This is a genomic window from Winogradskyella aurantiaca (genome assembly GCF_003362725.1).
Lineage (GTDB): Bacteria > Bacteroidota > Bacteroidia > Flavobacteriales > Flavobacteriaceae > Winogradskyella_A > Winogradskyella_A aurantiaca.
The window spans coordinates 202841-226652 of sequence record NZ_QKTV01000006.1; the positions used below are offsets into that span (position 1 = coordinate 202841).

The following is a 23812-nucleotide window of genomic DNA, read 5'->3' on the forward strand; positions in this document are numbered from 1 at the left end:
TTAGGCCATTTGAAATTCAGGTAAGGACATTAATCGCACTACCGTTAATATTTTAGAGTTAGAATCTATAAGGGTTTCAAGACTTGATGAATGAGGTCCAGGTATTACTAATTCGCTAATTTGATTACTGCTATACTTGGCAAATTGACTCTCGAATGATGGCAAATCCACCTTGGCTGCTATAGGATTTCTTCGGCCTCTTAAACCACCGGCCTTGGCACCATCCTGTAGATTCACGCCATAGATTAGCGAGGGCAGCTTTAACCTTATCATAAGCGTATTGGTATCGATCCAGGCCTTATCACCTGGCCAACCGGCCACATTAGGTGGATCTAAGAGTGACTGCCCTAGAAGCTTCTCTAGTTTAATAAATGTCTTCTTATCATTAAATTCATAGGGTACAATCCTATGTGCACTGGCCAATAAATCAACTGGGGATTTAATTTTGGCACCCATATTTTCCTTCTCATAAAACCAATCCTGCATAAAAACAAAATGCATTAACTGTGCTATGTCGTAATCCTTATAAAACCGCAATGCCATCTGCGTAATGTGAGCTTCATTGGCAACAGGATTTACAAAATAGGTATACAACTTAGTGCATATGTAATGAGCACATTGTTTTTCTTGAAGTATGATGTCGATGATATCCTCCCCATTATAATAACCAGACTGTCCCAAAAATGATTTGCGACCACTATCGTGATGAAAACGTCTGAATACAAAATCCCCTTTAAAATTATGATTGTACCCAGTAAAAGCCCTGGCACTCTCTTTAATATCACGCTCCGTATAATGTCCTTCACCAAGTGTAAAGAGCTCCATGAGCTCTCGGGTAAAATTTTCATTCGGACTTTTTTTTCTGTTTTGCTTCCCATTCAAATACTTAAGCAAGGACGCTTGTTTGGAAACTGCATTGATAAAATCTCTAAAATCTCCCAAGGCATGAGTTTTCAAACAGTTTAAATACAATTGCATGTGGTAGACATTATTGTCCTTACACACAAAATGATTGGCCCAGAATAAAGTCATACGTTCTCGCAATTCCTCCGGATTGGTCATAATGCCATCTAACCATTGGTTGTTGAGGTCCAGAAACTTCTTTTTACTTTTTTTTATGAGGGCCACTAGATCCTTTTTATTACGCATCGAAATCTGATTGGCATCGTTATAAAAGTCTGTCAGATCCAAATCGAACCTGGTCGAATTCTGCGAGTTTTGAAATAATTGATTGACAACTTCCAGGCGCGATTTCCCTTTAAGAGATGGCAACTTATTAAGGGGCAATCCAAAAGAAGCGCGAGAATATAGGTGATGAAGTTCTGCTTGAGTCATATAGTTAAGACTTAAACCATAGACAATGGTTTAACCTAAAGCCGTAAAAAAGCCGTTTATTTCTAAACGGCTTTTAATTCAGTATATTTTTGATGTTCTACTACAAATCAAACTTAATCCCCTGTGCTAAAGGCAACTCAGTTGTGTAATTAATGGTATTGGTTTGGCGTCTCATATAAACTTTCCAGGCATCGGATCCCGATTCACGTCCACCACCGGTCTCTTTTTCCCCTCCAAAGGCTCCACCTATTTCGGCTCCTGACGTTCCTATGTTAACATTTGCAATACCGCAATCACTACCAGCATGCGATAAAAAGCGCTCAGCTTCACGTAAGTTATTGGTCATAATGGCTGAAGACAAACCTTGAGCCACATTATTTTGAATTTCAATAGCATTTTCAACATCACCAGCGTATTTTAACAAGTATAATACAGGTGCAAATGTCTCGTGCTGCACAATTTTAAACTCCGGCTTTGCCTCAGCAATGGCAGGTTTTACATAGCAGCCACTCTCATAACCATCACCAGATAAAACACCACCTTCAACAATGATTTGTCCACCTTCTTCCACTACCTGTGTCAAGGCATTATTATACATAGCAACAGCATCGGTATCGATGAGTGGGCCAACATGATTGGCTTCATCTAAAGGATTTCCAATTCGTAATTGCTGGTAAGCATCCACAACAGCATTTTTTACCTGATCGTAAATACTCTCGTGAATAATAAGCCTTCGTGTACTGGTACAACGCTGACCACAGGTGCCAACGGCACCAAAGACTGCACCAATAACAGTCATTTTTATATCCGCATCTGGTGTAACAATAATCGCATTGTTACCACCCAATTCAAGGAGGGATCGTCCTAATCTTCCTGCTACTTCCTGAGCTACTATTTTACCCATACGCGTAGAGCCAGTAGCGGATACTAAAGGGATTCGGCTATCCTTAGTCATATACTCGCCAACCTGATAGTCTCCATTAATTAAACATGAGATGCCTTCTGGCAAGTTGTTTTCTTTTAAAACTTCTGCAATAATGTTCTGGCAGGCCACACCACACAAAGGTGTTTTTTCAGACGGTTTCCAAACACAGACGTCACCACAGATCCATGCCAAGGCCGTATTCCAGGACCAAACAGCCACAGGAAAGTTAAATGCTGAAATTATTCCCACTACTCCTAGTGGATGGTACTGCTCGTACATACGGTGTCCTGGGCGTTCAGAATGCATGGTAAACCCATGTAACTGTCTTGATAAGCCAACAGCGAAATCACAGATATCAATCATTTCCTGAACCTCACCAAGACCTTCCTGATAGGATTTCCCCATCTCGTAAGACACTAAAGCACCTAAAGCTTCCTTCTTTTCACGTAGTTTTTCACCAAACTGACGCACAATTTCTCCACGTTGAGGAGCCGGCATCAAACGCCAGGTCTTAAAGGCTTCCGTAGCGGTTTTCATGACCAACTCGTAATCTTCCTTTGACGTGGTTGACACCTTCCCTATGAGCTGCCCGTCAACTGGAGAAATGCTGTCTATATAATTAGAACTCGATAGCCAGTTTATTCCTGTTGAAGTACCCTGATTTTCCTGTGATACACCTAATTGATTTAAGACCTCTGCTATTTGAATTGTACTCACTGCTGTCTCCATAATCTCGTTAAACTTTAATTTATAATTGAATTTAGTTATTGTCTTTTGCGACCGCAAAAATACGAAATACTACTCCGATGCCAATAACAAATAGCAAGCACTTTCAAGGCGTTGATAACTTAATTCCTTATTTTTACAGCTTTAATTTACAATTCATGGAGACCGTTCAATTCATTCATTCTTACTGGGCCTATTTAGTACTGGTTGTTTTAATTTTAGCCACTTTTAATGCGCTTTTCAAGTTCTTTAGCGATAAAGAGTTTGATCCCAAGGATTTTAGAATATCGCTCTTTTGCTTAATCACATTCCACATCCAATTACTTATTGGAATCGTCTTGTTTTTTACCAAGGATTATTTTTCAATCATTGGTGAGATGGGCATGGGAGAGGTGATGAAAAATGCAGGTTTACGAAATCTCATTATTGAGCACCCCACCACCATGATTATTGCAACAGCTTTAGTAACTATTGGTTATTCTAAGCACAAAAAGAAGTTAGTCTCAAAACCAAAGTTTAAGATGCTGGCCATTTTCTATTCATTGGCCCTGGTTCTTGTTTTAGCCAAGATTCCATGGAATCAATGGTTCTAATTACTTGCTGAGCCCACCTCCTTTATCAAATACACGTAGACAGGATAATGGTCACTAAAACCACCTGTAAAGGCACCATCTGCAAAGCTTCGATACGGATAGCCTTTGTAACGACCTCTTTTGTTTGTTAAATACGCTTTATTAAAAATTCCTGCTTTATAATAGCGATACGAGGTATAGTCTGTGTCTAATAGGGCCTTAGTTACCAGTATTTGATCAAAGAGACTCCAGCTATCTCTGTAGCCTGTTGTACCTAAACCATTTTTGTACATTTTCTCAAAAGGATTGTATATGCCTTTCAATTGCATCTTTTCCTTTTTGTCCTTGGCCTTTAATCCTTTCTTTAAACTAGCATTGTTTGGGTTGTCATTCATATCTCCCATGATCAGAATCTTTGAATAAGGATCTATAGACAATATAGAATCTGCAATATGCTTGGACAGTTTAGCCGCCGCTACCCGTTTAGGCCTACTTCTTGCTTCTCCACCTCGTCGCGAAGGCCAATGGTTGACAATCAAATGGATGAGATCACCATCTAAAAGACCACTTACCAATAACTGATCTCTGGTACGGATAGGGTTTCTGGTTTGATCATCGAAAATTTTTAATTCATGTGAACTGTGAGACATTGGTCTAAACAACTTCTTCTGATATAGAAGTGCCACGTCAATTCCTCTGCCATCGGGTGAATCATAATGCACAATACCATAATCCAGTGGCAACAACAATGGGTTATTGACCAAATCTACCAACACTTCTCTGTTTTCAACTTCCGAAACTCCAATAATGGCTGGTGCATTATTTGACAAATCACTCCCAATATCAGCCACGACACGCGCCATGTTTTGAACCTTCTTTTTGTAAACCTCTTGTGGATTAGCCTTTAATTCCATAATTGGACTAGCCTCGTCGTTTTTGAGCGGATCATTGATGGTATCAAACAGATTTTCTAAATTATAAAACGCGATCGTATGAATTTTGTACTGTTTCTCCTCTTGCCCGACCATCTGCCAAGCAACCATCAATAGAATAATTAGTAAACCTAGTTTATAAGGTTTAGGCGTCATATTAAGTTTGTGTTATGTGAATAATTTCAAAAAGTAAAAGTAACTATAACGCTTAAATAATTTTAGATTTGTTGTCTAATAACTAAAAAGCAATAAAACAACCAATGCAACAAATGGTATGAAAAATCAACTACTATGCCTTCTGTTCATTGCATTTTTCCCTTTAATTACCTTAGCACAAGAAACCGTAGTTAAGGGAAGTGTCTTGGATGGAACCTCAGGAGAACCTGTTCCTGATGTCACCATATCAATTGAAAACACCTTTTTATCTTTAAAAACGGATGCTAACGGAGAATTTATTTTTTCAAGTAAACTCCCCTTAGGTGAGCAAGTTTTAATCTTAGAGAAAGTAGGATACGTTACCAAGCGCTATCCTATTATTATCAATGAAGGTGAAACTGTTGACATCTCCGGAATGACCCTAGATTACAATCAGAGTGACAAGAGTGACTTGTACATTATTTCCATCTCTGATGATAATCTAAACAGTGAAGACGATGGCCTGACCGATAATATATCGGGGCTTCTACAAGCATCCAGAGACATCTTTCTCAATGCAGCCGCTTTTGACTTTAGCTCAACCTTTTTTAGGCCACGTGGCTTAGACAATGCTAATGGTAAAGTACTTATCAATGGCTTAGAAATGAATAAGCAATTCAACGGTCGTCCACAATGGGCCAATTGGGGAGGACTTAATGATGTACAGCGCAACCAGGAATTCACTATGGGTTTAAGTGCTAATGCTTATAACTTTGGTGACCTTGCAGGCACCAACAATATTGTCATGAGGGCTTCTAAATACCGTCGTGGTGGTAGAATTTCATATGCCGCAGCCAACAGAAGCTATCAAGGCCGTATTATGGGTAGTTACAATTCTGGACTATTGGAGGGCGGTTGGTCCTACTCTGTTTTAGTTTCTAGAAGATTCGGGAACCAAGGATTTATTGATGGTACACTTTATGATTCTAACTCATTCTTTGCATCCGTTGAAAAACAACTTAGCAGTAAGCATAGTTTGAACTTTACCGGTATTTATGCACAGAACAGACGTGGCCGTTCTACAGCAATAACCGAAGAGGTCTTCCAGTTAAAAGGAAGAACATACAACCCATTCTGGGGTTACCAAGAGGGCAAACTCAGAAATTCTAGAGTCCGTAAGATCAACGAACCCATTCTTATGCTGAATCACTTCTGGGATATTAGCCCTACAGTAAAGCTTAATACCAATGTTTCGTATCAGTGGGGTGAGATCGCCAATTCTCGAATAGATAATGGAGGTACACGTCGTGTCAGTATCAATGGAGAAGATGTGTTTTTAGGTGGAGCTAGAAATCCTGACCCAACTTATTACCAAAACTTACCAAGTTATTATCTAAGAAACGACAATCCCACCACTTATGATTTTACCCTAGCTTATTTGGCTGCAGAGCGTTTTAGAGCTGATGGTCAGTGGGACTGGTTCTCACTTTATGAGGCTAATGCAACGGTGAGAGAAAGAGGTGGAAACTCATTGTATGCCTTACAGGCGGATGTCATCAAGGACAATCAGTTCAGTGCCAATTCTATACTGGATGCAGAACTAGCGGATAATATTCAATTAAATGCTGCCATAAACTATAGAAATTTACAAAGTCAGAATTTCGCTAGAGTAGAAGACTTATTGGGGGGTACAGGATACCTGGATATCGATTTCTTTGCTGATGAACCTACCAATAATGTGAGTGATATCTTGGCATCTAACCGAGCACAATCGGATTTACGTAACCCTAATAGGATCGTACAAAAAGGAGATCGCTACAAGTACAACTATCAAATAGATGCCAATGTCTTGAGCTCTTTTGCGCAACTTCAGTTTAAATACCGACAGTTAGATTTCTATGTAGGTGCCAATATTTCTAACACTACCTATCAGAGAACCGGTTTCTATGAAAATGGATTTTTCCCTGGTGAGGGTGCGACAGGATCCTTTGGAAAGAGCGATCAGTTGAATTTTACTAACTACGGAGCTAAAGGTGGTATCACCTATAGAATTACAGGGAGACACTTAGTGGTAGCTAATGCCAGCTACTTCACCAAAGCTCCAGGTCAACGCACTGTGTTTAGTAATGCTAGACAGAATAATTTTAGCACTACAGGTATTGAAAGCGAAAAGATCATGGCAGGAGACCTTAGTTATATTTTTAGATCTCCAACTCTCAATGCTCGGGTAACAGGATTTTACACAGGATTTGAAGATGGGTCAGACATTGGATTTTATTTTACCGAAGATTTATCAGGATTAGGAGTTGATACTGGTGATGCCTTTGTTCAAGAGTTAATGACCAATATTTCCAGACAAAACATGGGTGTGGAATTTGGTCTTGAGGCGCAAGTAACTCCAACAATTAAGTTAAAGGCTGCAGCCTCAGTAGGGCAATACATTTATACCAATAACCCGGATTTATACTTAACCAGTGCCGATTTTGAAGGCGAATTACGCTTTGGGAACGGCACTACCAACCTTAAAAATTATCATGTAGCCGGCGGTCCTGAACATGCTGCTCAAATTGGTTTTGAGTATCGCGACCCAGATTACTGGAATATTGGTATCACAGCCAACTACTTTTCACACGCTTTCATTGACATCAGCAATATGGCCAGGTCTGCCAACTTTACTTCAGATTTTGATGGCAATACCTTATCCGAATACGACCCAGTAATCGCAAGAGAATTATTGCGTCAAGAACGTTTTGACCCTTACACCTTAGTAAATGTTATAGGTGGAAAATCCTGGAAAATTGATGATTATTTTGTTGGCTTCTTTGCTACCATAAACAATCTATTTAACACGGAGTACCGCACTGGCGGTTTTGAACAGTCCAGATTATCTAATTACCGGAGACTTCTTGAAGACAACTCAAGACCAGGAGGTCCACTATTTGGCCCTCGCTATTTCTTTGGAACTGGCACTACCTATTACTTAAACATGTACATAAGATTCTAAACCAATGAAAAATTTATATAAATTCAATCTAATGAAACTATTTAGATCAGTCCAAATAATCGCAGCCGTATTGACAATTAGCCTATTGGTTGGCTGCGTTACTGGTGATGATTTTAGCACACCAGACACGAGTGTTTCGGAACCAATCTTAGAGGGTCCTGAAATTAGTATCGCTGCTGTGGCTGGACAATTAGCACAGGAGCAAGGAAATACCGAGCTTGACTATACAGACGAAGAAACAGTTTACACTTACGAATTTACAAGTCAACCACAATATTTGGTTGGATATGTAGTGTCCTCAGATGAGGGCGGAAATTTCTTTGAGGAGATTGTTATTCAAGATCAACCAGAAAATCCAACTATTGGAATTAAGATACTAATTGATGTTAATCCCATCTCTGTGAGATACGATCCCGGTCGCAAAATCTATTTACAGGTCAATGGTTTGTCAACAGGAATTACTAATGGAGTTTTAAGTATTGGTCTACGCAACGGAAATTCAGTAGACAATATACCAGCTGCACTTGAAAGTGAAGTGCTTCAACGTTCACCAGATGTCGAAACCATGGTTCCACTACCAATGGATATCCAGGATTTCCAGGATAATAAAACCAATTTATTTGTCAGACTTGAAGACGTTCAATTTAATAGGAACCAAGTTATTGGGGACAGAATACTAAGCTATGCTTCTGAGCAGTTTGATCAGTTTGATGGAGAACGACTATTGGAGAGCTGTGCCTCAGGGGCATCAACAATTTTTAGCACCAGTACCTTTGCTGATTTTAAGAACTTAACGCTTCCTGCAGGACGCGGACCTATTGATGCGGTCTTAACTAAAGATTTCTTTGGTGAGGTTTTTAATGTACGTGTTAATACACCAGAAGATGTAGATTTGGTTAATAACGAACGTTGTGACCCTGACTTCCTTGATTGTGATGGGCCATCAGGTGGAGGAAGCGCCATTTTTTCTGAAGATTTCCAGAATTTCAATGGATTTGAAAACGAAGGTTGGACCAATGTCAATATTAGTGGCGGTAATAGAGATTGGATTATTGGAAGTTTCAGCGGAAATGCCTATTCTCAAATTACCGGGTTTAATGCCAATGAAGATGTCATTGATGTTTGGTTAGTAACCCCAGAAATTAATATGGATACTACCACAGGTGAAGAGTTCTCCTTTGATATTCAGGTGAATTTCGACAACGGTAATATCTTAACTGTTTGGGCTTCCGAAGACTTTTCTGGTGACCCAACAACGGCTACGTGGTTTCCTTTAGATATTACCATACCATCTGGTCCAGGTAATGGGTTTGGAGATTTTGAATCCATTCCACCGGTTAATGTTAGCTGTTTGGAAGGAAACGTACACTTTGGATTCTTCTATCAAGGATCGGATCCGGATGCCTCCACCAGATATCATGTAGATAATGTAACAGTCACAGGCAATTAATTCATGACTGTTTAGAAATAAAAAAAGCCTTCCAAACTGGAAGGCTTTTTAATATCATTCTCTATAGCTTATGCCTTTTTAGCACAGCACTCCATTTTACAGTCTTTGGCGCAGGCTAATTTTTCAGCCTCAGTTTTGTCTTTACAACAAGCCATGTTGCAATCCTCCTTACAGGCTTTCTTCTCAGTTGAGAATTCCTCTACCTGCTTCATATCTCTTACTTTATAAACTTCTCCAGCTTTGGCCACCGCCTCTTCAAGTGATGCTGGTGATACTTTGGCCTCGTCGTATTCGACCATAGCCAATTCTTTTTCAAAATCAACCTTGGCTGATTTTACTCCATCCATTTTAGCCATTTTCTTTTCAATGGTCTTAGCACAGCCCATAGCACAGGTCATTCCATCAATACCAAACTCCACTTTTGCGTAGCTGGCATTTGGATCTACGAATGTTTCAGCTTTTTCTTCAGCGTATTCTACCTCAACAGTTTTAACCTCAGGTTCTCGGTTGTTCTTACAACTGGTAACGAGCGTGAAAAAAGCCGCAATTGCCAAAAGATGTTTTACAGTTCTCATAGGTTTTAAAAATAGAATTATGGGCAAAACTAATAATTAGGGGAAATTTGCACTAATTAATTAACGAATTTTGTGAGGTTCTATGAAATTTACCGCATGAAATCACTTAATGTTAAGTGGATCTATCTCATTGCCTTATCACTCATTTGGGGCAGCTCATTTATTCTTATCAAGAAGAGTCTCTTAGGACTTACAGCCTTTCAATTAGGCTCCTTGCGTACCATAATTACCGGTTTAATTTTATTTTCAGCCGGCTTTGCGTCTTTAAAGCATATCCCTAAAAACAAATGGAAATGGCTGGGATTGTCCGGTTTTCTAGGGTCCTTCTTTCCAGCTTATTTTTTTGCAATTGCCGAGACAGAAATTGACAGCGCAGTTGCCTCCATTCTAAATTCACTGGTACCACTTAATACCATTCTCATTGGCTTTTTACTTTTTAAGATCAACTCTACCAAACGCCAAATCCTTGGGGTTTTAATTGGTTTCGTAGGAACCTTGATACTCATTCTTAAAGGAGCCGAGCTAAATCCGAACCAAAATTACTGGTTTGCCGGATTTGTCATTGCCTCCACCTTAATGTATGCCACCAATACCAACATTATAAAGAAGCATCTCCAGGACATCAAACCCATTGCCATTGCAACGGCTAACTACGCCTTTATCATGGTGCCCGCCTTAATTATCCTGATTTGGGATGACTTCTTCACCAAGGAGACCTTCGGTAATATCCACTTTGTGGAGTCCATGTTTTATGTACTGGTATTAAGCTTATTTGGAACGGCATTGGCCAAAATCTTTTACAATAAACTGGTGCAAATATCCACACCAGTATTTGCCTCTTCAGTGACCTATCTTATGCCGGTTATCGCTCTAGGTTGGGGCCTACTGGATGGCGAAAAGTTTGGGATACTACAAGGTGCTGCCACCTTGTTAATTCTGTTGGGAATCTACTTATCGCACCGTCGAAAGAAGGCATAAAACCACTGTAGATCAATCAAAATCGGTCTCTTTAACACCCTCATTAAGTTTCAATTCTGTTAGTGAAAATCTTATGTTCTGCCCCGCCTGAACACCTCTTCTCAAGCTGGGAAACATTACACCTTCATAAGATTTGTAGTCACTGAGATAAGCCTCTTGCACCTGTTCTGCTCCATTGGTTCGGGTGATTTGAATTTCTTTAATCTTAAAACCGGTTTCTATATCATAAAATAAGGACAATGAATTGGTGTTCCCAGGTACATCCACTCTGTAAGCCATTACCCCTTCTACAGACTCTGTTCCTGATAGGACGGCCCGATCCGATTCTAAAAGGTTGAGTTCTAAAACAAGTCCGGCCAAGAGCTTCATGTCCTCACCTAAAGCCTCCCCTAGCTGGGTCCTTGTGCCACTTTGATCCATATATACCTCCTCCTGAGTGGTAATTACAGACATGATAAGACTCCCGTCTAGATAAATATTCTGAGCGAGTTTGTCTGGCATGCGCTTTTCCTCACTAGCAAAGGTTGAACCCTGCATTTGGGTCTCATAGACCAATTTTATAGACTTAAGAGACCTTATCTTATCGATACCTCCTATGGCCTTTAAATAGTTATTCAGCACTACATTAACCGCAAAGGAGGAATCTTGATAAACTGTTAAGGGCTCCTGAGGTTCTATAGGGTCTGAGGCTTTAAACTGTGCCCGGCATATTCCAAAAGCAAAGATGCTCAAGACTAAAAGACCTCTTCTAAACACATTCTGACTCATAGTATTAGGTTTTTGTGAATCTACACAAAGAAAACAAAGCTTCAAATAAATTCTAAATAAAAAGCCGAGACGTTGAAGGTCTCGGCTTTTTAGTATTCAATGTTCTTACTTCTTATTTAAAATCTTCATCAGAGACTCCCTCATTTACCTTAACACTAGACATGTCCATTGTAATAACCTGTGGACCTGTTGTTACTTTCCACTGGTACGGCATCATGACACCGTTGACATCCTGATAGTTACTATAATCTGTAATGGTGGTAACAGATTGTCCGTTTGCTTCATTAGTCTCCTCAGTTCTAATCAAATGCTTAGTAGACGCATCGTAATAACGGAAAGAGGTCTTATCGCCTTTTTTAACAGCGACTTTATAAGCATCTTTTCCTTCAACATCGGTTAAACTAACCAATTCAATATTGTCAGACTCATAAAACAGTTCTGGGAATAGTCCCTTTTCAGATTTTCTAGCATCTACAGCTTTTTCATCCATTGGAATTCTCTGCCCTTGTTGTTCCTGATAACCAGATTGACCATCAAAACTTTGCTTCATTACGGTACCCATACCCTCAATTGTCATTTCCATACTAAACTTGTTTGGAGACATTTGCTTGATGGTTGCAGTAGGTTTAAAAGGTGCTCCAGCGATGGTAACGTTGGCATTCATTAATGTTGAGTTGACTGCTCTTACATTGGCTTCTCCTCCAATAGCCTCTACGTACGACTTAATCACCGTCTCAGCAGTGACGTCCGCAGGAATTGGTTTAGACAAGACTGGTCTTTCTGTAGGATTCGCATCCTTATCATAGAAATTAACAGCTAAAGCCTTTCCGTTCCATTCAATCTTTTCAACATTTTCAAGTACATCAGCAGCCTTTCCAACTAATACAATACGTGCATTCTCATCACTAAAATACTTATTCGCCACACGCTGTACATCTTCAACAGTTACCTTGTTGATATTGGCAATGTAATTCTTGTAAAAGTCCTCTGGTAGATTGTTGGTCTTAATCATTAAGGCTCTTCTAGCAGCTACTGTTTTATCTTCGGATTGAAGGATGAAAGTACCTAAGAACTTAGCCTTAGCATCTTCCAACTTCTGAGACTCAACAGGCTCTGTACGGATGCGCTTAATCTCTTTAAGCGTTTCAACAACCGCAGAATCTGTTACCTCATTTCTAACTTTAGTAGTGGCTCTAAAAGAAGAGTTGTACCATCTTCCAGTTCCTAAGCTAGAACGAGCCCCATAGGTATACCCATTCTTCTCTCTCAAATTCATATTTAGGTAGGATCCAAATGCACCGCCTAAAAGATAGTTCGCTACAATCGCTGCATGGTAATCCTCATCAGTCATTTTTAATTCCGATACGCTCATAACGGCCAACTCTGTTTGAACCGCGTTTGGCACATCTACAAAATCAATTTGAGTCGTGGCTACATCTTCAAAAGCAGGATACTTAGGCAGAGCAACTGTTCCTTCATTCCAGCTGCCCATATATTTCTTTAAAAGGGCCTTAGCCTCTTTTACGGTAATGTCACCTGCAAATAATAGATAACCATTTGATGGCTTAAAACGATTGTTATAGTACTGTTGTACGTCTTCTAAGGTCACGTTCTTCACAGTTTCCTCTGTCGTAATCTCACCAGCCGCATGGTTCTTTCCATAAAACACAGCGTTTCTAACATTACCAGCGATAGCAGCAGCAGAGTTTTCTCCAGATTTGATACCTTCAATTAACTGATCTTTTTCAAAATCCAACTCCTTTTGAGTAAACTTAGGTTGTAAGGCTGCCTCAGCAAATAAGGCAAATACCTCATCCTTGTATTTAGACAAACAATAGCCAAAACCACCATTGGGACTAACACTTACTGAAGCTCCTAAAAAGTCTACCTTTTCTGCAAACTCATCTTTGGTACTGCTTTGCGTTTCTTTTCCAAGAAGGGCACTAGCGAGTGATCCAACTCCTGCTTTATCACCTTCGTATGCCGGTGGATTGTTTAGATTTAGATTCCAGTTAACTACCGGGAATTTTTTATCTGTGGCCACCAATACTGTTAGGCCGTTATCCAATTTAAATTCCTTGGCGTCTTTTAAGTTCACTTCTGGTGAAGGCCCTGACGCAGGAATCTTAGTTCTATCTATTTGTGCAGTTACAGACAGTCCAATAAACGCTGCAACTATTGTATATATAAAATGTTTTTTCATAACTATGTAATGCTTATTGTTTGGATTCTGCTGCAGCCGGGTCGGTTCCGGCTAAATATTTGATCTCAACACGTTGGTTAGGATTTAGGTATTCCTTCGCCACACGCATGATATCTTCTTTGGTGATACTTCTGTAGATATCCAATTGTGTGTTGATTCTATCGGTATCACCTTGCAACATGTAATAGGTAGCTAGAGACGACGCAATACCTTGCACTCTTGAATTGGCTTCTACATAATTAGTTTCAAACTGATTCTGAAGTTTCTGGTATTCCTTATCTGAGATCAACTCGGTTTGAAGTTTTTTGATCTCCTCGTCCATATTAGTTCTAAAGCCATCCCAATCTGGCTCTCCCTTAATTAGCAGACCCATAGTGTAGGTTCCGTAATCCTGACTAGCCTGGTTAAAAGCTAAAACTTGCAAGGCTACCTGGTCTTGTTCTACAAAACGCTTGTACATTCTAGAACTATTCCCACCAGTTAAAATGGTAGAGATATAATCTAAGACATAGGCATCCTTATCCGTTGATTTAGGCGTGATATAAGAAAATATATAAGCTGGAATCTGAATATTAGCATCATACTCAGTAGCGAATCTGGTTTCTGTAATTGGAGGCTCAACAATTTCTGCTCTAATGTTAGGCTCCGCCTTATTAGGAATTGGTCCAAAATAATCTTCAATCATTTTCTTGGTATCCTTGATATCAATGTCCCCGGCAACTACTAATACCGCATTATTAGGATTATAATATTGCTCGTTGAACCCAATAAACTCATCTAACTGGGCAGCATCTAAATCTTCCATTGAACCAATTACGGAACGCCCGTAAGGGTGTTTCTTAAACAAATGGTTGTTGACGCCTGTTCTATAAATAATTTTTCCGTAAGGAGCATTGTCAATTCGCTGGCGCTTTTCTTCTTTAACCACCTCGTTTTGAGTGTCCACACCCACCTTTTCAATGATGGGGTGTAACATGCGCTCACTTTCCATCCACAAACCAATTTCTAATTTGTTAGATGGGAACGTCTCGTAGTAGTAGGTACGGTCCTGAGTGGTGTTGGCATTGTTGCTCCCACCGTTAGCAGAAACGATGTCGAACCATTTACCGCGTTCAATATTCTCGGTACCCTCAAATAATAAATGCTCAAAAAAGTGCGCAAATCCTGTTCTACCGGCTACTTCGTCTTTGGCGCCAATCTGGTACATGACTCCCACAGTAACAACTGGTGCAGCGTTTTCCTGATGCAAGATTACGTGCAAGCCATTGTCCAATTTGTATTCTTCAAATTCTACCTTCTGAGCAGAAAGCAGACTGACAGTAAGCAATAAGGCTATTGCTAGTCTATTCTTTTTCATATGAAATGATGATTAAGGTTTTAATGTTAACAGTTTGTCTTGCGATGCTTGTGAATGTTACACCGCAGCTCACAAAAATAAGAAATGGATTACCTATAAACCAAGGAGAAATGTGAAATCTATATTAAAGAACACAAATTTTAGAATTTATTAACTACCTTTAAATAGCACAAATACAACCGATTATGAAAAATATTATCCTTCCATTACGCTTTGGACTTGTCATCAGTGCTGCGCTTATCGCCTATTTTTTATTACTCGCTTTATTTAATTGGCATACGAAACCAATGTTTAGTTTGTTCAATGGGGTAATAACTGGTTTTGGAATTTACACGGCCATCAAGTATTACAAAATGCAAGAGGGTGCTGATTTTAAATATGCTAATGGGTTCACTCTAGGCATTGTAACCGGTTTCTCTGCTACCTTGTTTTTTACCGTATTCTTCCTGATATATGCTACGGAATTAAGCCCATCTTTCCTGGAAGAACTTCTAACTGTATTTCGTAAAGACTACAATGTTCACATTGGTCTTGTAGCCTTTGTTGTGGCCATTATGGGATTTGCCACAACCGTAGTTATTACCTTGACTTGCATGCAATACTTCAAGAATTCCTGGAATGTCCCGCAAAACGCCTAAAGGGTTTGTAGATTAAGAATTTAGCGCTATATTTGCACCCGCCTTTTAGGGGCTTCATATTTTATAATAAAAAAGAATTAATAAAAACGTTACGCTATGTACGCAATTGTAGAGATAGCAGGGCAGCAATTTAAAGTTGCAAAAGACCAAAAGGTTTTTGTTAATCGTCTATCTACAGAAGAAGGTAAAAAAGTTGATTTCAACAACGTCCTTCTTATCGGTGACGATAACAATGTTACTGTTGGCGCCCCGGCTATAGACGGAGCACAGGTTAGTGCAAAAGTCTTAAAGCACCTTAAAGGAGATAAGGTGATCGTCTTTAAAAAGAAAAGACGCAAGGGATACCGAGTTAAAAATGGTCACAGACAATCATTAACCGAGATCCAAATAGAAAGTATTGTAGCTTCAGGTGCTAAGCCAGCTAAAAAAGCTGCTAAGCCTGCGCCAAAAGCAGAAGCTAAGACTACTGAAGTAAGAGAAGAATCAACAACTCAAGACTTAAGCAAACTAACAGTTGCTGAGTTAAAAGAGATGGCTAAAGCAAAAGGAATTACCGGTATTTCTTCAATGAAGAAAGCTGATTTAATCGCTGCTTTAAGTTAATAACCCTATAAACTCGAAATACAATGGCACATAAAAAAGGAGTCGGAAGTTCGAAAAACGGTAGAGAATCAGAATCGAAACGCCTTGGTGTTAAGATTTTTGGTGGACAAGCTGCAATTGCAGGTAACATTATCGTAAGACAACGTGGTAACACACACCACCCAGGTGAAAATGTATACCAGGGAAAAGACCATACTTTACACGCTCAAGTGGATGGTATTGTTAAGTTTACTAAGAAAAAAGACAATAAGTCTTATGTTTCTATTGAGCCTTTTGAAGCTTAAGAAATAACCAATACACATATAAAAAACCCTTTCCAATGGAAAGGGTTTTTTTATTTGACTATGCCCATTTTACGCAGTAAGAAACTCGCATTCATATTTTGGCACACGCCTTCCTTTAAGGAGTAGTCAAAATAGAGTTCATCATCTTTAATATCTGCATCAAAAAAGTAATTCTTAACCAGTGGCTGGGTTTGATCCAATTCTGTTAAACTCAGATCATGAGTGGCTATAATTCCACAGGCCTTTAAGCTGAGTAATCGTTCCACAAATTTTTTAGACCCTTTAGCCTTGTCGGTACTATTGGTCCCTTTTAATATCTCATCCAGAATCACGAAATAGCGTTCTTTTTTTAAGGTCTCAACAATAAATTTCAGTCGTGTTAATTCTGAGAAAAAATAGGAGCTCTCATCAGCAAGAGAATCGGACGTGCGCATACTTGAAATGAGCTTAATAGGCTGATACATACTTTCTTTAGCACATACCGGCAAGCCCATATTAGCCATAACATTATGTAAGGCTACTGCCCTTAAAAACGTACTCTTCCCTGCCATATTAGCTCCAGTAATGATAAAGAATTGCTGGTCTTTAATCTCAAAATCACTGCATATCCGTTTATCTTCTGCTATTAACGGATGACCAAGGGCTTTTACTTTGACCATTTCCTCAGAATCGATGATATTCGGATAACTAAACTTCTGATGATTAAAGGCAAAGGTCCCCAACGAATTATAGGCATCAAATTCAGCCACTACCGCAAACCATTTTTGCGCCAATCCACCATAATTGTGTATCCAACTTTCAATGCGAAAGGCTTGCATGATATCCCATAGAAAAAAACCATTGCCTAGTACGGCCGCAATAAGGTTATTTCTATGATCCAAGGCATCAAGCGCCTTAGAGAACTTTTTAAATACGGTGGAGGCAGATTCTCCCTCCTTGACAATTTGATCCTGATACGACTTTAACAGGGTTGAGCTAAACGTCCTTTGTTCGATCTCCAGAAGTAATTTTGAATATTGTCTAATCAGGTCCTTGGCCTTAGAACTTCTAAATGCCAAGCCATTGATCCGTTTCAAAAAAATACTGGTGATCCCCAAACCAAACAGCAACCAATACCCAAGTATCTCCACTTCAATGATTTCAGAAAAAAATAGAACAAACAGCAACAAACTACTAAGCCCAAATACCAAGGCAAGAACCCGATGAAATGGTTTTAGAAACGGTTTGTAACCATTAAGCCATTTTACAATGTCTGAAGGCCGTTCCTCTTGATTCAAAATCATTGCCAAAGCGGTATAGTTTTGAATCCACTCAGGATCATTGGATAGTTCTTTAATAGCCTCCTGTTTATTGATGATGTTATTCGTAGAATTGGAATTTAAATACCCAGCCAGGGTATTGGTTCCTTCGGTTAATCCCGTTCTATTGATGTATTGAAAAAACGACCCTCTTCCAAACAAATCAATGTCGGTACTATAAGCATGGCTAGGATCCAGATAATTGGCACCATCATCAAAACTGTGAAAGTCACCTGAAGCGATTTTAAGTTCCTTCTTGTTAATAGCAATCAACTGTTGGTGCAACTTACGCTGTACCTTAATTGCAGAATATCGCGTCAGCAATAAAAGGAAGACAACGGTTCCAAAAAGGGCAATCCCCAAGGCATAGTTCCATTTTTGAAAATTGTAATATATCCCTGCAACGGTTAGCAAAAAAACAGCCAATCTCAATAGGCTCAATAGGCTGAGCGTCTTAAAAAGCTTAGCCACCTGCGTCTGGTGCAAGGACAGTTGCCTTTTATAAAAATCTTGAGATTGCTGCATATGGCTTTTGAACTTAGAAGTCTATTTGATCTGCAGCCTTAAACACTGAAATAATAATAGTCACTGCATTTTTATAAAACTCCGGTGTAATCGCATCAAAGGTATCTGTTGGCTTATGATAAGCGGGGTGGTCCTCATTCCCAAAATACAAAAACGGTATATCCTTCATATGAAATGGTGAATGATCAGACGCATAGGTCCAGTCCTCCTTTTTGTCAGCACCATCGTGTCCAACTAATAACTTAGAAGATGTTGGGTTTTCAAATTGCGCCATCATCCTTCCAAGAGACTTGTGATATCGGGATCCTACTACATACAATTCGTCTTTAGTACTGCGGCCAATCATGTCCATATTTAGGTTTAAAACCACATTAATATCCTCGGTCTGAGTCATAAAATATTTTGCCCCCTGTAATCCTAATTCTTCCGCATCAAAAGCGGCTAAGATCACTGAGTGTTTCGGCGGATTTGCAGCGAAGTATTCTGCAAAGGCCAATAAAGCCGCCACACCAGACGCGTTATCATCGGCACCATTGTAAATAGCATCTCCGCGCTTCCCTAAATGATCATGATGTGCGCTTATAACGATAAAGTCACCTGGGTAAGTGGTTCCTTTAACAAACCCCAGAACATTATTCGCTTTATAGGCCATCTCACCTCTGGTAAATTCAAATGGCTGTTCAAACGTTTCACCAAAAGGTGCTACCCCAGATTTTTTATAATGATCAATGATATAGGTTCTGGCTAAGGCATTCCCTTTTTCACCTGTTAAACGCCCCTCAAAGGCATCGGAACTAAGTGTTTTAAGATGTTCTAGGAGTTTTTCTTGATCAAATAATTCAGGATTTCCCTGAATACTAGTTAAGCTGTTCACAACTAACAGTAAACTTAAAAGAACTGTTTTCAATTTCATTTTTCTGGCTTAATTAATTAAAAAAAGAATCCCAAAATAAACACTTATTTTGGGATTGTATTTGTGATAGATAAACTCTTATCCTTTAATGCTTGCCGCTATAAACTCTCGGTTCATTCGTGCAATATTCTCAAGCGAAATGCCTTTAGGACATTCCACCTCACAGGCTCCTGTATTGGTACAATTTCCAAAGCCTTCTTCATCCATTTGTTTTACCATGTTTAAAACGCGATCATGCGCTTCTACCTGCCCTTGAGGAAGTAGTGCAAATTGCGATACTTTGGCAGAAACAAATAGCATAGCAGAGGAATTTTTACATGTAGCTACACAGGCTCCACATCCAATACAAGTTGCCGCGTCAAAGGCTTTATCTGCATTCTCTTTTTCAATTGGAATGGCATTGGCATCCTGAGTATTACCAGATGTATTTACAGAGATAAACCCACCTGCCTGTTGAATACGATCAAAAGCAGAACGGTCTACTACCAAATCTTTAATCACCGGAAATGCCTCAGCTCTCCACGGCTCAATATAAATAGTATCACCGTCATTAAAAGAACGCATGTGCAATTGACATACGGTGATTCTAGTGTCAGGGCCATGAGCACGACCATTAATGTATAAAGAACAGGTTCCACAAATGCCTTCTCTACAATCATGATCAAAAGCAACCGGCTCCTCACCCTTCTCAATTAAATCTTGATTTAAAACGTCAAGCATTTCAAGAAAGGACATATCTGGAGACACGTTATCTACCGGATATTCAACAATTCCTCCCTTATCCTCAGCATTTTTTTGACGCCAAATTTTTAATAATAATTTCATAGCAATCTTATTTGTAACTTCTCTCTTTTACTTCAATATTTTCGTATGCCAATGGTTCTTTATGGTGAACAGCCTTGCTTGGTTCTCCCTTATACTCCCATGCCGATACATACTGGTAGTCTTTAACGCGCAGCGCTTCACCACTATCAGTTTGATATTCTTCTCTAAAGTGACCACCCGCTGATTCGTTGCGTTCAAGCGCATCCTTGGCAAATAATTCACCAAGCTCTAAAAAGTCAGCCACACGACCTGCTTTGGCAAGTTCTTCGTTGTATTCGTTTTGCCCACCAGGCACAAAGACCTCTTTATGGAATTCTTCGCGTAAAGCTGCTATTTCGCTGATGGCCTCTTTAAGTTCTTTTTCGTTTCTGGCCATTCCGCATTTATTCCACATGATCTTACCAAGCTTTTTATGGAAATAATCCACAGACTTAGTTCCTTTATTGTTGATTAGCTTATCAATAGCTCCTCTAACATTCTTTTCAGCCTCTTCAAACTCCGGAGAGTCTGTTGAAATTGGGCCAGTTCTAATATCATGAGCTAGATAATCACCAATGGTGTATGGTAACACAAAGTAACCGTCTGCTAAGCCCTGCATTAAGGCAGAAGCTCCTAAACGGTTAGCACCGTGATCTGAGAAATTAGCCTCCCCTATAGCATACAACCCTTCTACTGTAGTCATTAAGTTATAATCAACCCAAAGCCCTCCCATGGTGTAGTGCACCGCAGGGTAAATCATCATTGGTGTTTCATAAGGGTTCTGGTCGACGATCTTTTCATACATCTGGAATAAATTACCATACTTATTCTCCACTACCTGCTTTCCTAATTTGGTAACAAGCGCTTTGTCATTTTCATCCAAGCCTTTTACATGGGCCTGTTCTTTTCCGTAACGCTCAATCGCAGAAGCAAAATCCAGGTATACGGCCTCACCAGTTTGATTAACACCATAACCCGCATCACAGCGTTCTTTAGCCGCTCTGGAAGCTACATCTCTAGGCACTAGGTTTCCAAAGGCTGGATAACGACGCTCTAGGTAATAATCTCTATCTTCTTCAGCCAGGTCAGTCGGTTTTAAACTTCCGTTTCTAATGGCTTCTACATCTTTTTTATGTTTTGGTACCCAGATACGTCCGTCGTTTCTCAGTGATTCAGACATCAGTGTTAGTTTTGACTGATGATCACCAGAAACAGGGATACAGGTTGGGTGTATTTGAGTATAACAAGGATTTGCAAAATAAGCACCTCGCTTATGAGCTTTCCATGCCGCAGTTACATTAGATCCCATAGCATAGGTAGACAAGTAAAAAGCATTACCATAACCTCCCGTTCCTAAAACCACAGCGTGGGCTGAATGTCTTTCAATCTCACCTGTAACAAGGTTTCGGGCAATAATTCCTCTAGCCTTACCATCAACTATCACCACGTCAAGCATTTCATGACGCGTGTACATTTTTATTTTACCTCGACCAATCTGACGGTTCATGGCTGCGTAGGCTCCCAATAGTAATTGTTGTCCTGTCTGTCCTTTGGCATAAAAGGTTCTGGATACCAACACACCACCAAACGAACGGTTATCTAATAAACCTCCATATTCTCTAGCAAAAGGAACACCCTGTGCCACACATTGGTCAATGATATTAGTAGACACCTCAGCCAAACGATGAACGTTAGCCTCGCGCGATCTGTAGTCCCCACCCTTTACCGTATCGTAAAACAAACGGTAGGTAGAGTCACCATCACCCTGATAGTTCTTAGCGGCATTAATTCCACCTTGCGCAGCAATGGAGTGTGCTCGACGTGGAGAATCCTGAAAACAAAATGCCTTAACATTATAACCCAATTCTGCGAGGGTCGCTGCAGCAGAGCCTCCTGCTAATCCAGTTCCAACGATAATTACATCGATCAACCGTTTGTTAGCAGGATTAACCAGGTTAATCTCATTCTTATGTTTGGTCCATTTATCGGCCAATGGGCCTTCTGGAATTTTAGAATCTAATACTGACATAATTCGCTAGATTTTAATGCGTAAAATGATGAAATAAAGCAATGAAAATGAATAAAGCAGGAATACCAATAGAGTATACCTTGCTAAATCCTGTTAAGGCTTTGGTGTATTTATTATTGGCTCCAACAGATTGGAATGCTGAGTTAAATCCATGTAGTAAATGCAATGCTAATAGGACAAATGCAACAATATAAATTCCAACTCTCACCGGGCTTACAAACTTTTCTCTGAGTTCTTCATAATAACGGAATCCTGATTCTGCGTTATCCGGATTAATCAACCCACTCATGTCTCCTTCCACATACTTAATGGTCATTTCATGCACCCAAAAGTCATAGAAGTGTAATCCTAAGAATGCTAGAATCACCACACCACTTAACAGCATGTTTCTGGACATCCAGGTAGAATTATCTTTAGCGACATTCTTAGCATAGCTAACCCCTCGAGCAGATTTGTTTTTGGCCTCGAGAATAAAGCCCATCACAAAATGAAACACTACCCCAAAAATTAAAATGGGCTGCATTAGCCCTTGAACAACAGGATTGGTCCCCATAAAATGAGACATTTCGTTGAATAAATCAGCACTGAAAACTGAGGTGAAATTGATAGAAACGTGCATGACCAAAAACAACATAAGGAAAAAGGCAGAAAGGGCCATTGCAAACTTTCTACCCACGGAAGAATTAAACATTCCAGCCATTATAAAGTACGCTTTTTGTTAGTCTCACAAAAATACGGCGCAATTGAATTTTAGACAACTGCGCCGTATGATAATAAGCTATTTAGAATGGTTTTAATTAGAAGCAGTTGGTATCAACCCTCTGAGCCCCATATCCACAACTTGCTCCCCTATTCCGGGCTCGTATTTACCGTCCTGAATCACCTCAGTCCATTCGAAACTTTGATTCACAGAAAACGACAGTGTAACAGTGATATCCTGAGTTTCCTCGCCTGTAATCACCAATGGTTCTTCAAAGGCTCCGGTAACAACACAAGATCCCTGAGGGATAGGCGAGGTTTCAAACAAAGGATTGGGTACCGTTGTAGCTCCTGGTTGGGCTTGGCCAGTTACACTATAACCTAGAGCTTCAAAAGCCCAGTAACCTTGCAATTTATCGTCGTTAACCTCAAAGGTCTCCTGGTTAAGATCAAAACTGGATATATAGGTATTATAACCCACAAAACTCGCTAGTCTCCCTGTAATTTCGTTGTCATCTACCAGCAATTGAATATCGCCTTCCTGATAGGACAATGATACGCGCACCCACTCGTACTCACCCGGGATTAAATTGTCTAAAGCCACGTTAATAAACACCCCGTCATCACCGGCAAAAAAGGCTTCTCTAAAGTCGATAGCCAAAGTGCCACCAGTACTGGTCTCTGGCCCTTGATAAATAATAGTACCATCACCTAAGGGAGTAAATGCTGTTGGAGCAAACTCCACATAGTGGGCACTCATACGTTGAATACTTGGTGATTGTGCGGCATTACCGTCTAGAATTCTGGCTGGTTGACCTAAATTGTTTAAGCGTTCCTGATCGGGATCAAAGTTTAATCGAATAATCAATCTTGGTTCGGGGGGAGGAGATGTGGTCGAATCTCCAGAACACCCCAGTAAAAGGCAGCAGGAAACCACTGCCCATAAGCTTAACTGTCTCATAATGATAGATTTGGTACTTCCAAAATAAGGAACATTCGAATCCAAACCCTATTATTTAACTGGTTTTCGACCAAATGCAGTCAACCTTAACAAAAAAA

General features: G+C 39.8%; 20 protein-coding genes. 7 read left to right on the forward strand and 13 right to left on the reverse strand.

Translation table 11 applies throughout. The features are described from left to right. Together DN064_RS11440 and amaB are read right to left on the reverse strand one after the other, a co-directional pair. Entirely contained in the window at positions 1-1335 is a 1335-nt protein-coding gene (locus DN064_RS11440) for a DUF1800 domain-containing protein (protein ID WP_115462789.1), read from the reverse strand. Between the two features lie 100 nt (positions 1336-1435). Further along, entirely contained in the window at positions 1436-2989 is a 1554-nt protein-coding gene (gene amaB / locus DN064_RS11445; protein ID WP_115462820.1) for an L-piperidine-6-carboxylate dehydrogenase, read from the reverse strand. 155 nt (positions 2990-3144) lie between these two features. Here amaB and DN064_RS11450 point away from each other — a divergent pair, with 155 nt between their 5' ends. Then, on the forward strand, positions 3145-3579 hold the full coding sequence (locus DN064_RS11450; RefSeq protein ID WP_115462821.1) for a hypothetical protein: 435 nt from the start codon (positions 3145-3147) through the stop codon (positions 3577-3579). Here DN064_RS11450 and DN064_RS11455 read toward each other — a convergent pair. Beyond that, a complete protein-coding gene (locus DN064_RS11455) occupies positions 3576-4601 on the reverse strand; it encodes an endonuclease/exonuclease/phosphatase family protein (RefSeq protein WP_115462822.1) in 1026 nt (341 codons plus the stop codon). The two genes, DN064_RS11450 and DN064_RS11455, sit on opposite strands and share 4 nt — an antisense overlap. A 163-nt stretch (positions 4602-4764) precedes the next feature. Between DN064_RS11455 and DN064_RS11460 the strand changes: the two genes are divergently transcribed. After that, positions 4765-7629: a TonB-dependent receptor gene (locus DN064_RS11460; protein ID WP_115462790.1), complete on the forward strand. Its 2865-nt coding sequence runs from the start codon at positions 4765-4767 to the stop codon at positions 7627-7629. 31 nt (positions 7630-7660) lie between these two features. Then, positions 7661-9079 (forward strand): DUF5689 domain-containing protein, encoded by a 1419-nt coding sequence (locus tag DN064_RS11465; RefSeq protein WP_115462791.1) that lies wholly within the window; start codon positions 7661-7663, stop codon positions 9077-9079. Between the two features lie 68 nt (positions 9080-9147). On the opposite strand, the gene DN064_RS11470 is transcribed toward DN064_RS11465, so the two are convergent. Next, the gene (locus DN064_RS11470; RefSeq protein ID WP_115462792.1) at positions 9148-9654 is read right to left on the reverse strand and encodes a heavy-metal-associated domain-containing protein; all 507 of its coding nucleotides are present in this window, start codon (positions 9652-9654) and stop codon (positions 9148-9150) included. Positions 9655-9750: 96 nt separating this feature from the next. On the opposite strand from DN064_RS11470, the gene DN064_RS11475 reads away from it, so the two are divergent. Next, a complete protein-coding gene (locus DN064_RS11475; RefSeq protein WP_115462793.1) occupies positions 9751-10632 on the forward strand; it encodes a DMT family transporter in 882 nt (293 codons plus the stop codon). A 12-nt stretch (positions 10633-10644) separates the two neighbouring features. Here DN064_RS11475 and DN064_RS11480 read toward each other — a convergent pair whose 3' ends face one another. The 3 genes from DN064_RS11480 to DN064_RS11490 all read right to left on the reverse strand — a co-directional run bounded on the left by DN064_RS11480 (position 10645) and on the right by DN064_RS11490 (position 14960). Then, positions 10645-11400 carry a hypothetical protein gene (locus tag DN064_RS11480; RefSeq protein WP_115462794.1) on the reverse strand — a complete coding sequence of 252 codons (756 nt, stop codon included), beginning with the start codon at positions 11398-11400 and terminating at the stop codon, positions 10645-10647. A gap of 112 nt (positions 11401-11512) precedes the next feature. Next, complete coding sequence (locus tag DN064_RS11485; protein WP_115462795.1) at positions 11513-13603, reverse strand: M16 family metallopeptidase; 2091 nt, start codon at positions 13601-13603, stop codon at positions 11513-11515. A 13-nt stretch (positions 13604-13616) separates the two neighbouring features. After that, positions 13617-14960: a M16 family metallopeptidase gene (locus DN064_RS11490; protein ID WP_115462796.1), complete on the reverse strand. Its 1344-nt coding sequence runs from the start codon at positions 14958-14960 to the stop codon at positions 13617-13619. A 185-nt stretch (positions 14961-15145) separates the two neighbouring features. On the opposite strand from DN064_RS11490, the gene DN064_RS11495 reads away from it, so the two are divergent. The 3 genes from DN064_RS11495 to rpmA all read left to right on the forward strand — a co-directional run bounded on the left by DN064_RS11495 (position 15146) and on the right by rpmA (position 16485). After that, the gene (locus tag DN064_RS11495; protein ID WP_115462797.1) at positions 15146-15598 is read left to right on the forward strand and encodes a DUF4199 domain-containing protein; all 453 of its coding nucleotides are present in this window, start codon (positions 15146-15148) and stop codon (positions 15596-15598) included. Positions 15599-15694: 96 nt separating this feature from the next. After that, a complete protein-coding gene (rplU, locus tag DN064_RS11500; RefSeq protein WP_115462798.1) occupies positions 15695-16201 on the forward strand; it encodes a 50S ribosomal protein L21 in 507 nt (168 codons plus the stop codon). 23 nt (positions 16202-16224) lie between these two features. After that, on the forward strand, positions 16225-16485 hold the full coding sequence (gene rpmA, locus DN064_RS11505) for a 50S ribosomal protein L27 (RefSeq protein WP_115462799.1): 261 nt from the start codon (positions 16225-16227) through the stop codon (positions 16483-16485). Positions 16486-16535: 50 nt separating this feature from the next. Here rpmA and DN064_RS11510 read toward each other — a convergent pair whose 3' ends face one another. The 6 genes from DN064_RS11510 to DN064_RS11535 form a co-directional block, all read right to left on the reverse strand. After that, entirely contained in the window at positions 16536-18308 is a 1773-nt protein-coding gene (locus tag DN064_RS11510; protein WP_115462800.1) for a MutS-related protein, read from the reverse strand. Positions 18309-18321: 13 nt separating this feature from the next. Continuing rightward, a complete protein-coding gene (locus DN064_RS11515) occupies positions 18322-19221 on the reverse strand; it encodes a M28 family peptidase (protein ID WP_232827478.1) in 900 nt (299 codons plus the stop codon). 78 nt (positions 19222-19299) lie between these two features. Further along, the gene (locus DN064_RS11520) at positions 19300-20046 is read right to left on the reverse strand and encodes a succinate dehydrogenase/fumarate reductase iron-sulfur subunit (RefSeq protein WP_115462801.1); all 747 of its coding nucleotides are present in this window, start codon (positions 20044-20046) and stop codon (positions 19300-19302) included. A gap of 7 nt (positions 20047-20053) precedes the next feature. Next, positions 20054-22054, reverse strand: coding sequence for a fumarate reductase/succinate dehydrogenase flavoprotein subunit (locus DN064_RS11525; protein WP_115462802.1), 2001 nt, complete (start codon positions 22052-22054; stop codon positions 20054-20056). A gap of 13 nt (positions 22055-22067) precedes the next feature. Then, complete coding sequence (locus DN064_RS11530) at positions 22068-22754, reverse strand: succinate dehydrogenase cytochrome b subunit (protein ID WP_115462803.1); 687 nt, start codon at positions 22752-22754, stop codon at positions 22068-22070. Positions 22755-22847: 93 nt separating this feature from the next. Next, positions 22848-23714, reverse strand: a complete 867-nt coding sequence (locus DN064_RS11535) for a hypothetical protein (RefSeq protein ID WP_115462824.1) — start codon at positions 23712-23714, stop codon at positions 22848-22850. Positions 23715-23812 lie beyond the last annotated feature (98 nt).

Bases quoted from the DNA above. Each gene is read 5' to 3' on its own strand.
- rpmA (WP_115462799.1), top strand. From the start codon at position 16,225: ATGGCACATAAAAAAGGAGTCGGAAGTTCGAAAAACGGTAGAGAATCA.
- DN064_RS11465 (WP_115462791.1), top strand. From the start codon at position 7,661: ATGAAACTATTTAGATCAGTCCAAATAATCGCAGCCGTATTGACAATT.
- DN064_RS11480 (WP_115462794.1), bottom strand. From the start codon at position 11,400: ATGAGTCAGAATGTGTTTAGAAGAGGTCTTTTAGTCTTGAGCATCTTT.
- DN064_RS11460 (WP_115462790.1), top strand. From the start codon at position 4,765: ATGAAAAATCAACTACTATGCCTTCTGTTCATTGCATTTTTCCCTTTA.
- DN064_RS11535 (WP_115462824.1), bottom strand. From the start codon at position 23,714: ATGAGACAGTTAAGCTTATGGGCAGTGGTTTCCTGCTGCCTTTTACTG.
- DN064_RS11440 (WP_115462789.1), bottom strand. From the start codon at position 1,335: ATGACTCAAGCAGAACTTCATCACCTATATTCTCGCGCTTCTTTTGGA.
- DN064_RS11510 (WP_115462800.1), bottom strand. From the start codon at position 18,308: ATGCAGCAATCTCAAGATTTTTATAAAAGGCAACTGTCCTTGCACCAG.
- amaB (WP_115462820.1), bottom strand. From the start codon at position 2,989: ATGGAGACAGCAGTGAGTACAATTCAAATAGCAGAGGTCTTAAATCAA.
- DN064_RS11470 (WP_115462792.1), bottom strand. From the start codon at position 9,654: ATGAGAACTGTAAAACATCTTTTGGCAATTGCGGCTTTTTTCACGCTC.
- DN064_RS11450 (WP_115462821.1), top strand. From the start codon at position 3,145: ATGGAGACCGTTCAATTCATTCATTCTTACTGGGCCTATTTAGTACTG.
- DN064_RS11485 (WP_115462795.1), bottom strand. From the start codon at position 13,603: ATGAAAAAACATTTTATATATACAATAGTTGCAGCGTTTATTGGACTG.
- DN064_RS11520 (WP_115462801.1), bottom strand. From the start codon at position 20,046: ATGAAATTATTATTAAAAATTTGGCGTCAAAAAAATGCTGAGGATAAG.
- DN064_RS11495 (WP_115462797.1), top strand. From the start codon at position 15,146: ATGAAAAATATTATCCTTCCATTACGCTTTGGACTTGTCATCAGTGCT.
- DN064_RS11530 (WP_115462803.1), bottom strand. From the start codon at position 22,754: ATGGCTGGAATGTTTAATTCTTCCGTGGGTAGAAAGTTTGCAATGGCC.
- DN064_RS11475 (WP_115462793.1), top strand. From the start codon at position 9,751: ATGAAATCACTTAATGTTAAGTGGATCTATCTCATTGCCTTATCACTC.
- DN064_RS11455 (WP_115462822.1), bottom strand. From the start codon at position 4,601: ATGGTTGCTTGGCAGATGGTCGGGCAAGAGGAGAAACAGTACAAAATT.
- rplU (WP_115462798.1), top strand. From the start codon at position 15,695: ATGTACGCAATTGTAGAGATAGCAGGGCAGCAATTTAAAGTTGCAAAA.
- DN064_RS11525 (WP_115462802.1), bottom strand. From the start codon at position 22,054: ATGTCAGTATTAGATTCTAAAATTCCAGAAGGCCCATTGGCCGATAAA.
- DN064_RS11490 (WP_115462796.1), bottom strand. From the start codon at position 14,960: ATGAAAAAGAATAGACTAGCAATAGCCTTATTGCTTACTGTCAGTCTG.
- DN064_RS11515 (WP_232827478.1), bottom strand. From the start codon at position 19,221: ATGAAATTGAAAACAGTTCTTTTAAGTTTACTGTTAGTTGTGAACAGC.